General features: G+C 72.5%; 11 protein-coding genes. 8 read left to right on the top strand and 3 right to left on the bottom strand.

Annotation, left to right across the window (positions count from 1 at the left end; translation table 11 throughout):
• Window position 1: 1 nt before the first annotated feature.
• Both lanKC and FR742_RS09560 read right to left on the bottom strand, forming a co-directional pair.
• Window positions 2-2,542, bottom strand: a complete 2,541-nt coding sequence (gene lanKC / locus FR742_RS09565) for a class III lanthionine synthetase LanKC (RefSeq protein WP_148030619.1) — start codon at window positions 2,540-2,542, stop codon at window positions 2-4.
• Between the two features lie 120 nt (window positions 2,543-2,662).
• On the bottom strand, window positions 2,663-3,772 hold the full coding sequence (locus FR742_RS09560; protein WP_187281068.1) for a sensor histidine kinase: 1,110 nt from the start codon (window positions 3,770-3,772) through the stop codon (window positions 2,663-2,665).
• Window positions 3,773-3,942: 170 nt separating this feature from the next.
• Here FR742_RS09560 and FR742_RS09555 point away from each other — a divergent pair, with 170 nt between their 5' ends.
• The 8 genes from FR742_RS09555 to FR742_RS09520 all read left to right on the top strand — a co-directional run bounded on the left by FR742_RS09555 (window position 3,943) and on the right by FR742_RS09520 (window position 13,767).
• Entirely contained in the window at window positions 3,943-4,911 is a 969-nt protein-coding gene (locus tag FR742_RS09555; protein WP_148030617.1) for an aldo/keto reductase, read from the top strand.
• A gap of 52 nt (window positions 4,912-4,963) precedes the next feature.
• Window positions 4,964-5,848, top strand: coding sequence for a hypothetical protein (locus tag FR742_RS09550; protein WP_148030616.1), 885 nt, complete (start codon window positions 4,964-4,966; stop codon window positions 5,846-5,848).
• Window positions 5,849-5,879: 31 nt separating this feature from the next.
• Entirely contained in the window at window positions 5,880-7,562 is a 1,683-nt protein-coding gene (gene polX / locus FR742_RS09545; RefSeq protein WP_148030615.1) for a DNA polymerase/3'-5' exonuclease PolX, read from the top strand.
• A gap of 226 nt (window positions 7,563-7,788) precedes the next feature.
• Window positions 7,789-8,898 carry a sulfite oxidase gene (locus FR742_RS09540; protein WP_246640623.1) on the top strand — a complete coding sequence of 370 codons (1,110 nt, stop codon included), beginning with the start codon at window positions 7,789-7,791 and terminating at the stop codon, window positions 8,896-8,898.
• A 144-nt stretch (window positions 8,899-9,042) separates the two neighbouring features.
• Window positions 9,043-10,602 (top strand): wax ester/triacylglycerol synthase family O-acyltransferase, encoded by a 1,560-nt coding sequence (locus FR742_RS09535; RefSeq protein WP_148030614.1) that lies wholly within the window; start codon window positions 9,043-9,045, stop codon window positions 10,600-10,602.
• Between the two features lie 56 nt (window positions 10,603-10,658).
• Window positions 10,659-11,234 (top strand): TetR/AcrR family transcriptional regulator, encoded by a 576-nt coding sequence (locus tag FR742_RS09530; protein ID WP_148030613.1) that lies wholly within the window; start codon window positions 10,659-10,661, stop codon window positions 11,232-11,234.
• Window positions 11,231-12,787, top strand: coding sequence for an MFS transporter (locus tag FR742_RS09525; RefSeq protein WP_148030612.1), 1,557 nt, complete (start codon window positions 11,231-11,233; stop codon window positions 12,785-12,787). The genes FR742_RS09530 and FR742_RS09525 overlap by 4 nt, the downstream gene beginning before the upstream one ends.
• A gap of 50 nt (window positions 12,788-12,837) precedes the next feature.
• Entirely contained in the window at window positions 12,838-13,767 is a 930-nt protein-coding gene (locus tag FR742_RS09520; protein WP_148030611.1) for an aldo/keto reductase, read from the top strand.
• Between the two features lie 50 nt (window positions 13,768-13,817).
• On the opposite strand, the gene FR742_RS09515 is transcribed toward FR742_RS09520, so the two are convergent.
• Window positions 13,818-14,837, bottom strand: a complete 1,020-nt coding sequence (locus FR742_RS09515; protein WP_261808444.1) for a polyprenyl synthetase family protein — start codon at window positions 14,835-14,837, stop codon at window positions 13,818-13,820.
• Window positions 14,838-14,915: the final 78 nt, after the last annotated feature.

The raw sequence follows: 14,915 nt of genomic DNA, 5'->3' as shown, positions 1-14,915 counted from the left end.
ATTACACCTCCTTCGGGGACTCGGTGCCGAGAGGCCGCTCGGGTGCGGCCTCGAGGAACGGCAGACGGCACGGACGTTCGCCCTGGGCCGTGCCGATGGCGAACAGCACGCCCGCCGTTCCGGTCGAGAAATCCATGGACAGCCGCAAAAGCTGGTCACCGGGGAAGGCGAGCCCTTCCCCGTACGGGAGCGCGTGCCAGCTCAGGGACTTGATGTGCGGTTCGATCACGGGGTCGCCGGCCAGCGCGGCGATGATGCCGGCGCGGCCGGTGAACATGCCGGGCTGGACGAAGAACCCGGACCGGGCCACCAGCTTGAGCTCGGCCAGGGCGGTCGCCAGTTCGTCGTCGTGGCGGTGGGCCAGGTAGCGGGCCAGGACGGCGGCGATGCCGACGGATCCCTCGTCGAGGTACGGCAGCAGCCGCCAGCCCTGGTTGACCTGGAGCGAGCCGTCCACCGCGTGGGCGCAGCGGCGCAGGTCCTGCCGGAGGGCGCGCTCGGCCAGGTCGAGCAGCGCCGTGTCGCCGGTGTGCTCGTAGGCGTGCAGGAAGAGCAGGGCGGGCCCGGACGAGCCGTACAGGAGCCCGGCGCGCGGGTGCTCGCCGCCGCTGGTCTCGGGCACGTCGCCGACGTCGCCGAGCCGGTCGGCGCAGATGCCGGCGGCGCGCAGCGCCTCGTCGGTGCGGCCCAGGCGCAGCAGGTTCAGCCCGATGCCGGACAGTCCCGAGTGCAGGGCGGACTCCAGGCGCTCCCAGTTCTCGCGCATGGCGATCTCGACCAGGTCGTGCGCGTCCTGCCGGTGCCCGAGCAGGTCGAGCACGTACGCGATGCCGTGCAGCCCGTCGTACAGCCCGATCCCGGAGCCGGGGACGGGGTGCGGCGCCCGCTTGCGCAGCCACTCCTCGTGCTCGGGGAAGCGGCCCGCGCCGGTGGCGTGCAGCGCGTAGAGGACGCCGGCGGCGCCGGTGGCCATGTTGAGCCCGCCGCCCGGCCGGAACTGGGTGACGTCTCCGGGGAAGAGCCTGTCGTCCCGCTGCGGCGTGGCCGACGCCAGGATGGCCCGGCACATCGCGTCGCGCAGTTCCGGCCAGGGGGCGGAGCCCGGCAGCGGCATCGGCGCCGGCTCACCGGCGTCGCCCGCGATGATCCCGACGGTCTCGTCCAGGTACGCGGGCGGGACCGGGAACGTCTCGGCGACGAGCCGCCCGAGCTGGACGACCTTGGGGCGGTGCAGCGGCAGCATGATCGTGCACTGGGGGGCGAACAGCCCCAGCCGCAGGCAGGCGAGCGCGTACTCGTCGACGCCGGCGCCGCGCCGGTCCTCGGGGGCCGCGAAGGCCGGGTGCCCGAGCGCGGGGCGGGTGTCGTCGGCGAGCAGGGTGGCGACCTCGTAGTCGATGAGCACCACCCGCCCGCTCTCGGTGAGCAGGATGTTGTCGGGGTGCAGGTCGCCGAAGACCACGCCGCGCTCGTGCAGCGCGGCGACGGCCCGCCCGACCTGCTCCAGGGTCTCCAGCGCCCAGTCCGTGTACTCGGCGAGGTCCCGCTCGGTGCAGGTGGCGCGGGTCAGGGGGAAGCGGTGGACGAGCCGCCGCTGCAGCGCCACGCCGTCGACGAACTCCTGCACGAGGAAGTGGTGCTCGCCGAGGACGAAGTGGCCGCGGAGCGCGGGGACGGCCGCCAGCCCGTCCAGCCGTTCGAGGATGGCCCGCTCGTGCTCCAGCCGGGCCACGGCGTCGCGGCCGGCCGCGTCCAGTCCCGCGTACGGGCGCGCTTCCTTGAGCACGACCTGTTCCTGGGTGCGTAAGTCGCGGCCCAGGTAGACGCCGCCGCCGTTGGAGAAGTGGAGCACGCTCTCGATCCGGTACGGGAGCTCCGAGGTGGTGACGGCGTTGCGCGCGGCCAGGTGGGGCTGGAGGAACTCGGGCAGCGTCGTCCAGGGCGGCACCGTGAAGGTCGAGCCGCGCACGTCGGGCACCAGCCGGCCGCCGCCGTCCTCGACGGCGAGCACCCGCTCGCCGGAGCCGGACAGGGTGTGCCGCTCGGCGAACCCGCCGTAGCGGACGTACAGCGGGCCCTCGCCGTAGCGCAGGTCACTCAGGATGTACGGGCCGCGCACGTCCTGCAGCAGCTCGCGCAGCTCCTTCAGGACGAGCTCCAGCTGGGCCTCGTCGCGGGGGTAGATGGTGACGAGCTTGCCGCTGGAGGCGCGGGAGGCGGCCTTGGAGTTCGTCATGACCAGCACGGCGAGGCCGCGCAGGAACTTGAACGCGATCCCGCGGGGCACGCAGTAGTCCCAGACCGTCTCGATCGCCTTCTCGGCGTCCTCGACCCGGGCGGAGACGTGGATCTTCCAGCCTTGGGCGGGCAGGGGCGGGGCGCCAGTGGGAGCAAAATAACACCATGTGTCGGTCTTCTCGTGAAACCAATTCGCGGGAAGGGCCCGGCCGAGAATGGCGAATTCGGCATCCGCGGCGTCAGTGTGCTCAAGGTTGTCGTAGAAGACGGGATCGGCCAGGCAGTACAGCTCGTGCTGGTCCATCAGGTGCGACCTCCGGTGCGTTCTCGTATGAGATTGCTCCAGAAGCCCGCTTGACGTCTAGTAGCACATTACATGACTCATATCTGTTAAAATAATTCTCTATTGTGTGTTTTTCATCAATCAACGGTTGTGCGGCAGATAAACCGTGAAGGTGAACGACCCCTCGGGCGCCGGCGTCGCCTCCAGCCAGCCCCCGAGCATGGCCATCCTCTCGGCCACGTTGAACAGCCCCTGACCGGCGCTCTCGGTCTTGCGCCGCGGGCTCGCCCCGTCGTTGCGGATGGTGAGCCGGACCAGATTGTGACGTTCCATAAGATGGATCGAGCACTCCTTGGCCTCCGTGTGACGCAGCACGTTCGTCACGCCCTCGCGCAGCGCGTGGGTGAGCGCCTCGGCCTCACCCGGGGAGAGCTCCCGGCAGGACACCTGCACCTGGCAGCGCACGCCGACGGACTCCAGCAGGGCGGAGGCCGAGCTCAGTTCGGCCTCCAGCGACAGGCCGCGGGTGCCGTGCGCCACCGCCCGCACGTCGGCGGCGAGGCCGCGTACCAGGGAGATCGTCACCTCCAGCTCGGCGCCCGCCTTCTCGTCGTCCTCCTCCACCAGCCGCTGGAGGAGCTGGAGCTTGAGCACCAGGGCGGTGAGCCGGTGCCCGAGCAGGTCGTGCAGGTCCCTGGTGAAGCGGCGGCGCTCCAGCGAGACGGCCTTGCCGATGGCCTCGGCATGGGCGTCCGACAGCCTGTCACCGCGCAGGACCAGGTGGACGATCACGTACTCCAGCAACCCGACCGCCGGCGCGGCGACGGCCCAGCCCCGGTCGGCCACGTCCGGGAACGCGAGCAGCACCGGGCCGCACGCCAGCGCGAGCGCCACCAGGACCGGCGACCTGATCCGGCCGGTCAGCAGCAGCAGCCCGCCGGCCAGCAGCCCGCACACGGGCGTCCAGGCCGCTCCGAACAGCGGTAACGGCAGGTACGTCAGCCAGACCTGCGCCCCGAAGATCCACCACCGCCCGTCGCCGCCCAGCAGCACGCCCAGCACGAACGAGGCGTGCACCGCCAGCAGGGCGAGCAGCGTGAGCGACCCTGCCACGGCGTCGCCGGAGCCCGCCAGGCCGGAGAACACCGCCGCGGAGAGCCCCAGCGCGCCGGCCGCCAGCCCGATGCCGCCGATGACGAGCGGTGAGTACGCCGACGAGCGCAGACGGTGAACGATGTCGGCTACGTTCACCCGTCTCCCCGTTGAGTGGCCCGATCCCGCCCTGGCGGGAAAAGGCCCGCCCCCATCCCAATCGACCCGATCCGAGCGGGTCTGTAAAGGGTTCTTTCCGCTTTTGGACACTCCGTTGTACAGAACCTCCCGGCGCATCGCAACGCCGCAGGCTGCCCTAAAGTTGCCCCATGGAATACACACGGCTCGGTGACACCGGCTTGAAAGTTTCTCGTATTTGCCTGGGCATGATGAGCTATGGCGATCCGGGCAAGCAGGAATGGGCGCTGACGGAGGACGCGGCGGAGCCGATCGTCCGCCGGGCGGCCGACGCGGGCGTGACGTTCTTCGACACCGCCGACATCTACTCGCGCGGCGTCAGCGAGGTCGTCACCGGCAACCTGCTGCGCAAGATCTTCCGCAGCCGCGACGACTACGTGCTGGCGACCAAGGTGTTCTTCCCGATGGGCCGGGGCGCCAACGACGGGGGCCTGTCACGCAAGCACGTGCACGCCTCGATCGACGCCTCGCTGCGCCGGCTCGGCACCGACCACGTGGACCTCTACCAGATCCACCGGTGGGACCCCGAGACGCCGATCGAGGAGACCATGGAGGCGCTGCACGAGGTGGTCAAGGCGGGCAAGGCCCGCTACATCGGGGCGTCGACCATGTGGGCGTGGCAGTTCGCCAAGGCGCAGCACGTGGCGGAGCTGCACGGCTGGACCCGGTTCGTGTCGATGCAGAACCACTACAACCTGCTCTACCGCGAGGAGGAGCGCGAGATGCTGCCGCTCTGCCTCGACCAGGGGGTGGGCGTGATCCCGTGGAGCCCGCTGGCGCGCGGCGTGCTGGCCCGCGCGGGCGCGCCCGCCGAGACGGCGAGGACGGGCTCCGACGCGCGCATCGAGGCCCTGTACGCGCCGGAGGCCGACCGCCAGGTGCTCGACCGGGTGGCGGAGCTGTCGCGCGAGCGCGGGCTGCCCGCCGCGCAGGTCGCGCTGGCCTGGCTGCTGCACCAGCCGGCGGTCGACGCGCCGATCGTGGGCGCCACCAAGGACCGCCACGTGGACGACGCGGTGGCGGCCGTGGGGGTGTCGCTGTCGGACAAGGAGCTGGCCTTCCTGGCGGAGCCGTACCGGCCGCGTGAGGTCCGTTTCTGACACGTCCGATCGGTACAAGACGCGGAGGCGGCGGACGGCGGAGCATGGACGCATGAGTCACGACCGTTCGTCCGCCGCCTCCTTCATGGCGGGGCATGCCAGGGTTCTCGACCGCCGCCGCTTCGAGCTGATGGGGGGCGGCGGCGACGTGGCCGGCGTGCTGGCCGCGCTCGACGCCTACCGCAATCCCGACGGCGGCTACGGGTGGGGCCTGGAGCCCGACCTGCGCTCGCCGGAGAGCCAGCCGGGCGCGGCGCTGCACGCGTTCGAGGTGCTGGAGGAGATCGCTCCGGCGACGTCGCCGCGGGCGGCGGAGCTGTGCGGGTGGCTGGAGTCGGTGACGCGCGACGACGGCGGGCTGCCGTTCGCGCTGCCGCTCGGCCTGCCCGCCGCGACCGCGCCCTGGTGGGCGGGCGCCGACCCGTCGGTCTCGTCGCTGCAGATCACCAGCGTGTCGGCGGCGGCGGCGCACCGCGTGGCCGCGCACGACCCGGCCGTCGCCGCCCACCCGTGGCTGCGCCGGGCCACCGACCACTGCCTGGAGGCGATCGGCGCGCTGCGGGAGCCGCCCGGCGCCTACGTGCTGGCGTTCGCGGTGCGTTTCCTGGACGCCGTGTACGAGTCGCGCCCGGAGGCCGCCGGGCTGCTGGCGCGGCTGGCGAAGCTGGTGCCCGCGGACGGGCGGGTGCCGGTGGCGGGCGGCACGGCGGACGAGGCGCTGCGGCCGCTCGACTTCGCCCCGTACCCCGGCCGCCCGGCGCGTGAGCTGTTCGCGCCCGGCGTGGTCGAGGCGGACCTGGACCGGCTGGCCGGCGAGCAGCGCGACGACGGCGGCTGGAGCGTCGAGTACGCCCGCATCTCGCCCGCCGGGGCGCTCGACTGGCGGGGCGCGATCACCGTGTGGGCGCTGGGCGTGCTGCGCCGCAACGGCCGCTGAATTGTCGGAGCGGCCCCCTAAGCTGGGGCGCATGGCACGGGCAAACGACGAGGCGGCCGCCGCTCTCCAGGAATACGCGGAGCTGTTCGCGCTCACCGGCGGCGACGCCTTCCGGGTGCGGAGCTACCAGAAGGCCGCGAAGGCGATCGCCGGCTACCCCGACGACATCGCGGCGGTCGACGTGCGCGGCGTGCCCGGCGTGGGCGAGGCGATCGCCAAGAAGATGGAGGAGTTCCTCCGGCGTGGCAGCTTCCGCCAGCTCGACGACCTGCGCGGCCGAGTGCCCGAGGGGGTCAGGCGGCTGACGCGCGTGCCGACGCTGGGCCCGAAGACCGCGATCATGCTCTACGAGGAGTTCGGCGTCGACTCGCCCGCCGCGCTCGCCGAGGCGATCAGCGGTGGCCGGCTCGACGGGGTCAAGGGTCTCGGCCCGAAGACGCTGGCCAACCTGCTCAAGGGCGTCGAGCAGCTGGAGCAGTCCGGCCTCCGGGTCCACATCGGGGTCGCCATGGCCCTGGCCGAGCAGGTGATGGCCTCGCTGTCCGCCGAGCGCGTCGCTTACGCGGGGTCGCTGCGCCGGATGCGCGACACGATCGGCGACATCGACATCCTGGCCGTCGCGCCCGAGTCGATCATGGAGGAGTTCCGCGCCCAGCCCTACGTCGCCGAGGTGATCGCGGCGGGCGCGAAGAAGACGTCCGTCCGCACCACCTCCGGCATGCAGGTCGACCTGCGCGTGGTGCCCGCGGAGTCGTGGGGCGCGGCGATGCAGTACTTCACCGGGTCCAAGGAGCACAACGTCGCGGTCCGGGAGATCGCGGTCAAGAAGGGCTGGAAGCTCTCGGAGTACGGGCTGTTCGAGGGCGAGCGGGTGATCGCCTCGGAGTCGGAGGAGGAGATCTACGCGGCGCTCGGCATGCGGTTCGTGCCGCCGCCCATGCGCGAGGACGGCGGCGAGGTGAAGGCGGCGCTGGCCGGCGAGCTGCCCGTCCTGGTGGAGCTGTCCGACCTGCGCGGCGACCTGCACACCCACACCGACCTGACCGACGGCATCGCGTCGCTCGACGACATGGTGGCGGCCGGGGCCGCCCTGGGCTACTCCTACTACGCGGTCACCGACCACGCCCCCGACCTGGCGATGCAGCGGATGACCCTCGACAAGGCGCTGGAGCAGCGCGAGCGGGTGGCCGCGCTGCAGGCGCGCCACCCCGGCATGCGGCTGCTCCACGGCACCGAGCTCAACATCGCGCCCGACGGCTCGGTCGACTGGCCCGGCGAGATCCTGCGCGGCTTCGACGTGTGCGTGGCCTCGGTCCACTCCCATTTCACGATGGGCCGCGACGAGATGACCCGCCGGTTCATCGCCGCCTGCGAAAACCCGTACGTCGACATCATCGGCCACCCGACCACCCGCAAGATCGGCAAGCGCGGCATGGTCGACGCCGACTGGGACGCCGTCTTCCGCGCGGCCGCCCGCACGGGCACCGCCATGGAGATCGACTCCTACCCCGACCGCTCAGACCTGCCGGCCGACCTGGTGCGGCTGGCCAAGCACCACGGGGTCAAGTTCTCGATCGACAGCGACTCCCACGCCATCCCGCACCTCGCCCACCAGAGGTTCGGCATCGGCATCGCGCAGCGGGCGTGGCTGACGACCGACGACGTCATCAACACCTGGCCGCTCGATCGGCTGCTGAAGTTCCTGGGGCGCTGACCCGCCCGCAAGAAATCTCCGTTGATGTCACCTATGTCGGCAGTTCCCATGGGGTTGCCGATGATGGGCTTCGGTAGGAAGCAACAAACAGGACGTCCCGCCGTCGCAGAGGCCGTTCGCCTGCCGGTGATTTGGGTATGTCCCGGTCGTATCCGGCTGGAGCGATCCACTGCGGCCGGTTTTCCCCTCGTACGCCCACAGTGACATGGCCAGGAGGTGAAAGGCGTTGAGGGGGACTCTGGGCGCGGTCGTCAAGCCGCTGCCCGACCAGCTGTTCATCCGGCACGCCGCGGACGCCGACAGCGTCGGCGAAGACGGCGGTCCCTCTTCGCGTGCCCTGGCTCTGGGCAGCGGGAACGCCGAGATGCGGTGGGAGAGCATGGCGGGGCAGGGCTACCACACGCCCACCGACCGCTTCTTCGTGCGCCACCACACCTTCACCCCGCGGCTCGACGCGGCGACGTGGCGGCTGCGGGTGCACGGCCGGGGGGTGCGGCGGCAGGTCGAGTTCGGCTACGACGACCTGCTGCGCATGCCGGCCCGCACCCTCGACGCGGCCATCGAGTGCGCGGGCAACGGCCGGCGCTTCTACGCGACCCAGCAGGGCACGGCCGCCCCCGGCGCGCAGTGGGGGCTCGGCGCCATCGGGGTGGCCCGGTGGCGCGGCGTGCCGCTGAGCGAGGTGCTGCGTGAGGCGGGAGTGCGTGACGAGGCGGTCGACGTGGTGGCCTGCGGGCTGGACGCGCCGTTCGAGAGGTACGGGCGCGTCCGCCGGCCGCTGCCCGTGTGGAAAGCCATGGACGATGTGCTCGTGGCCTATGAAATGAATGGCGAGCCGCTGCCGCCGGACCATGGATTTCCGGCCCGGCTGGTCGTCCCCGGCTGGGCCGGAATCGCGTCGATCAAATGGCTCGGCGATATTGAAGTCTGTACGACCACGGTTCTCACGCCGTGGAACACGGTCTTTTACCGGGGGGTCGCGCGGCAGCCGGTGAAAAGCGCTTTCGAGCTCGCCTGGGACGCCCGGGTACAACTGGGCGAGCCGCTGGTGCTGCGCGGCCGTTCGTGGTCGGGCCGGGGGCGGATCGTGCGCGTGGAGGTCAGCTTCGACGGCGGCTGGAGCTGGCGCGACGCCGATCACCGCGGACATCACCTGGTCGGCGCCTGGTTGCCGTGGCATGTCATGTGGGTGCCCGACCATCCGGGCCCGCACGTGCTCATGGCCAGGGCCACCGACGCGTCGGGCGTCACCCAGCCGCTGGTCACCCCCTGGCATCCGGCCGGCTATCACTTCGACGCCGTCGTGCAACATCCCATTTACGTGGTGCGTGGTTAGGAAAATGTCACGCATCTCGGTTGAGCTGGGTATTCGGGCACGGCGCGCACAGCCCCCGGCAATTCATCTGAAAGACTCGCGCAGAAACGTTATGGAAATCCCTTCGTGTAATGCTGACCACACCCTAGGGAAATGGGAGATCAGATGCGCCAGCTGACCGCGCTCGACGCGCAGTTCCTCAACGTCGAGACGGCGACCACCGCCGCGCACGTGGCCGGACTGGCGATCCTCGACGCCGCCGACGGCCGCCTGAACCGTCAGGCGCTCGCCGGCCTCCTGCTGGAGCGCCTGCATCTGGCGCCGGCGCTCCAGCTCCGGCTGGTGGAGGTGCCGCTCGGTCTGGATCACCCGTACTGGGCCGGCGATCCGGAGTTCGACATCGACAACCACCTGTTCGAGATGACGCTCCCCGCGCCGGGCGGCGAACGGGAGCTGGCGGAGGCCGTGGCGGAGATCCACGCCCGCCGGCTGGACCGGACGCACCCGCTGTGGGAGATGCATCTGATCAACGGGCTGGCGGGCGGGAAGGCCGGCGTCTACACGAAGGTCCACCACGCGGCGATCGACGGCGTCTCGGGCGCCGAGACGCTCGCCGCCCTCCTCGACCTCGCTCCCGAGACCGGTCCGCTCCCCCACTGCGCCACCCGTACGGGCAAGACCTCCAGGCCGGCGGCCGTGTCCGGTGACGAGGGCGACGGGGTGGTGAGGGAGATGGCGTCCGCGCGGCCGAAGGCGGGCGCGGCGGGCGAGGAGGCGCCCGGGCTGCTCGCGATGCTGGCCGGGGCCGCCGCCAACGGGGTGGCGCATCCCGGGCGGGCGCTGCGGTCGGTCATGCGGGCGGCCGGCGATCTCGACGCCATCCCGCTGGCCGCGACCGTGCCCGGATCGAGGCTGATCGCCAGGGCCGCCCGGAAGGTGGCGGGCGACCCGCGCGAGCGTCCGCCCCTGCCCAGCCTGACCGCGCCGCGGACCCCGTTCAACGGGCCGATCAGCCCGCGCCGCCACCTCGCGTTCGGGTCGGTGTCCTGGAAGGACGTCAAGAACGTCGCCAGGGCCAACGGCATGAGCGGCAACGACGTGGTGATGGCGCTGTGCACGACCGCGCTGCGGGCCTGGCTGCTGGAGCGTGACGCGCTGCCGGACGAGCCGCTGATCGCCGCCGTCCCCGTGGCGGTGCGCTCGGCCGGTGCGCAGGAGCGCGTCGGCAACCAGATCTCCGCCATGATCGCCCCGCTGCCGACCACCACGGCCGATCCCGAGGAGCGGCTGCGGGTCGTCGGCCAGACGATGAGCGCGGCCAAGCGGCGCTTCGCGCTGGCGCCGACGAGCTGGCTGAGCGAGCTGTGCGCCGTGCTGCCCTCGCCCGTCACGGGCCTCGTCACGCCGGCGATCTTCCGGTTCGTCTCGGCGGCCCGCCCGCCGGTCAATCTGATCATCAGCAACGTGCCGGGCCCGCAGTTCCCGCTCTACCTGTGCGGGAGCCGGGTGCTGTCCTACTACCCGATGTCGGTGCTGAGCGACGCGACCGGCGGGGTCAACATCACCTGCTTCTCCTATGACGGGATGCTCGACTTCGGCGTGGTGGCCTGTCCCGAGCGGATGGACGACGTGTGGAGCCTGCTCGACCACCTGCGGCGGGCGCTGGACGAGCTCGTGGACAGGCCGGACGAGTACCACGGAGGACGCGACGCCTTCCCGCACTGAGCGTCTTTGTTGTATCGTCTGAGACATAATTGTCTCAGACGATATGAAGGTGTCTCATGAGTGTGGGCCGCGAGCAGATACTCACGGCGGCGATCCGTCATCTGAACGAGGACCCGACGGCCTCCATGGCGGAGCTGGCCGAAGCCGTCGGCATCAGCCGGGCCACGCTGCACCGCCACTTCAGCAGCCGTGACGAGCTGATGGTGGCGCTGGGACACCGGGCGCTGGCGGAGTGGGAGCAGGCCCAGGAAGCCGCCGGGGTGGCCGAGGGGGCGGCCTCGACCGACCCGGAGGAGATCCGGCGCGTGCTCGACGCGTTGCTGGAGCGGCTGATCGAGGTGGCGGACGCCTACGGGTTCGGGCTGACCGACCACGCCATGGCGGTCCACCCCGACCTGCTGCGACGGTCGGACGAGTTGGAGGAGCGGGAGGTGGCGCTGTTCGCCGCCGCCCAGCGGGCCGGCCTGCTCCGCGCCGACCTGCCGCCCCGCTGGATCAGCAACGCGGTCTTCGGCCTGCTGGTGGCGGTCCGGGAGAGCCTGCGCCGGGGCGAGGTGGCCCGCCGAGACGTCCGCCACCTGCTCACCACCACGTTCTTCCAGGGCGCGGCCGGCGACGGGGGGCGGGCATGACCGTGGCCGGGCCGGAGCCGTCGACGCGGCGGCGGTGGGCCGGGCTGGCGGTGCTGTCCGCCAGCGTGCTGATCGTGGTCATGGACATGACCATCCTGAACGTCGCGCTGCCCGCCATCTCGGAGGCGCTGCTGCCCGGCTCCGCCGAGCTGCTGTGGATCGTGGACGTGTACGCGCTCGTCCTGGCGGGGCTGCTGGTGACGGCCGGGGCGCTGGGCGACCGGTGGGGACGCAAGCGGATGCTGCTGGCCGGGTTCGCGGTGTTCGGCGCGGCGTCGGCGGCGGTGCTGCTGGCCGGGGGGTCCGCCGAGCTGATCGCGGTGCGTGCGGTGCTCGGCGCGGGCGGGGCGATGATCATGCCGTCCACGCTGTCGATGATCCGCACCCTGTTCACCGACCCGCGCGAGCGGGCCACCGCGCTGGGCGTGTGGGCGGCGATGGCGGCCGTCGGCGCGGCGCTCGGTCCGATCCTGGGAGGCGCGCTGCTGGAGGTCTTCAGCTGGCAGTCGGCGTTCCTGGTGAACGTGCCGATCATGGCCGTGGCCATCGTGGCGGGGCTGTTCCTGCTGCCCGAGTCGCGCGCTCCCCGGCCGGGCGCGTGGGACGCGACGGCGACCGTGCTGTCCATCGTCGGCATGGGGTCGCTGGTGTACGGGATCAAGCGCGTGGGCGAGTACGGCCTGGGCGACCTCACCGGGACGGCCGCGGGAGCGGTGGCGGTGGTCGCCCTGGGCTGGTTCACCTTCCGGTGCCTGCGCCGGCCGGATCCGCTGCTGGAGCTGCGGCTGTTCCGCAGCCGGCCGTTCACGGCGGGCGTGGTGACGGCGCTGGCCACATCGATCGCGATCGCGGCCACGCTGCTGCTGCTGGCGCAGTGGATGCAGCTCGTGCGCGGCTACGGCCCGCTGGAGACGGGGGCCAGGCTGCTCCCCGCGGCGGTGGCGGCCGCGGTGGCCTCGCCGCTGGCGCCCCGGCTGGCGGCGCGCGTGGGCGCCCGCGCGGTGCTGGCGGGCGGGCTGGCGGTGTCCGGGCTGGGGTTCCTGGTGCTCTTCGTCGCGCCGGCGCTCCTGGGGGACGCCTCCGGGTCCTTCGCGGCGGGAGCCGTGGCGTCCGACGGGCTCGGGTACGGGACGGTGGCGGGCGCGCTGGCCCTGATCGGGGCCGGGCAGGGATCGCTGGCCGTCGCCTCGGCGGCGATCATGTCGGGGGCGCCCGTGGCGAAGGCCGGGAGCGCCGCCGCCATCGAGGAGACCAGCTACGAGATCGGGGGCGCGCTCGGCGTGGCGATACTCGGGAGCGTGGCGGCGGCGGTCTACCGCACAGGGCTAGACTACCGGGGGCCGTCGGCGGAGGTCGCGAGCGAGTCTCTCGGGGGTGCGCTGACCGTGGCGGCCGAGCTCGGGCAGGCGGGGATGCGGCTCGCCGAGCAGGCCAGGAGCGCGTTCACCGAGGCGCTGACGCTCACCTCCGGGGCGGGCGGGGTGCTCATGCTGCTGGCCGGGCTGGGAGTGTGGCTCATGCTGCCGCGAGGCCTCGACCTGTCGCGCCACTGATGCCGCCGTGCCGCGCGAGGCGTGTGGTGACCGGTGCGGATAATGGGGTGATGAGATCGATAGGCACCACAGATCTGTCCGTCCACCCCATCGCACTCGGCACCAACGTGTTCGGCTGGACCGCCGACAAGGAGACGTCCTGGGCGGTGCTCGACGCCTACGTCGAGGCCGGCGGCAACTTCATCGACACCGCCGACAGCTACCCGTACTGGGCGACGGGCGAGTCCACCTCCGAGATGCTGATCGGCGAGTGGATGGAGCGCCGGGGCAACCGGGACCGCCTCGTGCTGGCCACCAAGGTCGGCATGCTGGAAGGGCTCAAGGGGCTGGCGCCGCGGACGATCAGGACGGCGGTGGAGGCGTCGCTGCGCCGGTTGCGCACCGACCGCATCGATCTCTACTGGGCGCACGTCGACGATCGTGACACCCCGCTCGGGGAGACGCTGGAGACGTTCGGCGAGCTGATCCGCGAGGGGAAGGTCCGCCACGTCGGGGCGTCCAACTACGGGCCCGAGCGGCTGGCCGAGGCGCTGAAGGTGGCCGACGAGAGCGGGCTGCCCCGGTACGTGGCGCTGCAGCAGCCGTACAACCTGGTCGAGCGCGCGTACGAGGGAGAGCTGCGCGACGTGGTGGCCAGGGAAGGGCTGTCCAGCACGCCCTACTGGGGGCTGGCCAGCGGGTTCCTGACCGGGAAGTACGCGGGCGGGGCGGCGGTCGACAGCCCGCGGGCTTCGAGGGCGGCCGTTTACCTGCGGACGGAGCACGGGCGGCGGACGCTGGAGGCGCTGGGCAAGGTGGCGGCCGAGCGCCGGGCGGAGCCCGCGACGGTGGCGCTGGCGTGGCTGGCCGCGCAGCCCACGGTGGCCGCGCCGATCACCAGCGCGCGCAGCGTGGAGCAGCTGGCGCCGCTGATGGCCGCGGCCACGCTGGAGCTGACCCCGGAGGAGCTGCGGCGCCTCGACGAGGCCTCCCGCCCCTGACCGCACGCGCCCGGCCGATGAGGTCCTGTCGAGGGCGGGGGTCGGCCGGGTCAGTGGATGCGGTCGGCGAGGGAGACGCACAGGGCGCGGAGGTCGGCGGCGCCGGGGAGGCAGTCGTCCACGGTGGCCAGGGCTGACGACAGGTAGCGGTCCGCCAGGGCCTCGGCCTCGGCGCGGCCGCCGGCCTCCTCGACGAGGCCGGCGGCGCGCCGTACCGAGTGCTCGTCGGCGGCGCCCGCGTGGAGGAGGGCGGCGAGGTCGTGGGCGGCGGCGCCGTCGGTGGCGAGGGCCGCGAGCACCGGGTAGGTCTTCTTGCCGCGGCGCAGGTCGCTGTCGGCGGGTTTGCCGGTGACGCCGGGGTCGCCCCAGATGCCGAGGATGTCGTCCACGAGCTGGAAGGCGACGCCGAGCTCGCGGCCCATCTCCCACAGGCGCGGGGCCAGGTCCGCCCGGCCGCCCAGGATGACGCCGGTGGCCGCGGCGGCGCCGAGCAGGCCGCCGGTCTTGCCGAGGGTCATCTCGGTGTACTCGCCGGCGGTCACCGCGCCGGGGCCGCGCCACGGGCGGTCCTCGAAGGCCATGTCGGCGGTCTGGCCCTGGACCAGCTCGACGAGGGCCCGCGACAGGTAGTTCATGGCCTCGCCGGAACCGGCGAGCTGGGCGACGGCGAGCGCCAGGAGGGCGTCGCCGGCCAGCAGGGCGGGGCCGGTGCCGTACGCCTTCCACAGGGCCGGGCGGTGCCTGCGCCGCTCGTCGAGATCGATGATGTCGTCGTGCACCAGCGAGAACGCGTGCACCAGCTCGACCGCGACCGCCGCGGGCACCGCCGACTCGGCCGGCGCGCCGGCGGCTTCGGCGCAGAGCAGGGCGATGGCCGGGCGCACGCCCTTGCCGCTGTTGCCCTCGTACGGCCTGCCGTCGGCGTCGGACCAGCCGAGCGTGAACGCGGCCATCCTGGCGCTCCAGGGATGCAGCGAGGACACCGCCTCACGCAGGGCGGGCTCGAAGAGACTCCGGCAACGCGCTATCGCCGCGTCGCTCCCCGGCGTGCCAGGATCCCCGAGATCCACTGGTGCTCCTTCTGCCTCGATCTTGAATGTACCGCCAAGATCATGTGATACTCCATCCTAGATTTGGCTTTTGTGGGC

The sequence above is a fragment of the Nonomuraea sp. C10 genome, from assembly GCF_008017515.1.
GTDB lineage: Bacteria > Actinomycetota > Actinomycetes > Streptosporangiales > Streptosporangiaceae > Nonomuraea > Nonomuraea ferruginea.
Note: the sequence above shows the minus strand (reverse complement) of the source record. Positions and strands in the feature narration are given on the sequence as shown.

Bases quoted from the DNA above. Each gene is read 5' to 3' on its own strand.
- lanKC (WP_148030619.1), bottom strand. From the start codon at position 2,542: ATGGACCAGCACGAGCTGTACTGCCTGGCCGATCCCGTCTTCTACGAC.
- FR742_RS09555 (WP_148030617.1), top strand. From the start codon at position 3,943: ATGGAATACACACGGCTCGGTGACACCGGCTTGAAAGTTTCTCGTATT.
- FR742_RS09550 (WP_148030616.1), top strand. From the start codon at position 4,964: ATGAGTCACGACCGTTCGTCCGCCGCCTCCTTCATGGCGGGGCATGCC.
- polX (WP_148030615.1), top strand. From the start codon at position 5,880: ATGGCACGGGCAAACGACGAGGCGGCCGCCGCTCTCCAGGAATACGCG.
- FR742_RS09535 (WP_148030614.1), top strand. From the start codon at position 9,043: ATGCGCCAGCTGACCGCGCTCGACGCGCAGTTCCTCAACGTCGAGACG.
- FR742_RS09530 (WP_148030613.1), top strand. From the start codon at position 10,659: ATGAGTGTGGGCCGCGAGCAGATACTCACGGCGGCGATCCGTCATCTG.
- FR742_RS09525 (WP_148030612.1), top strand. From the start codon at position 11,231: ATGACCGTGGCCGGGCCGGAGCCGTCGACGCGGCGGCGGTGGGCCGGG.
- FR742_RS09520 (WP_148030611.1), top strand. From the start codon at position 12,838: ATGAGATCGATAGGCACCACAGATCTGTCCGTCCACCCCATCGCACTC.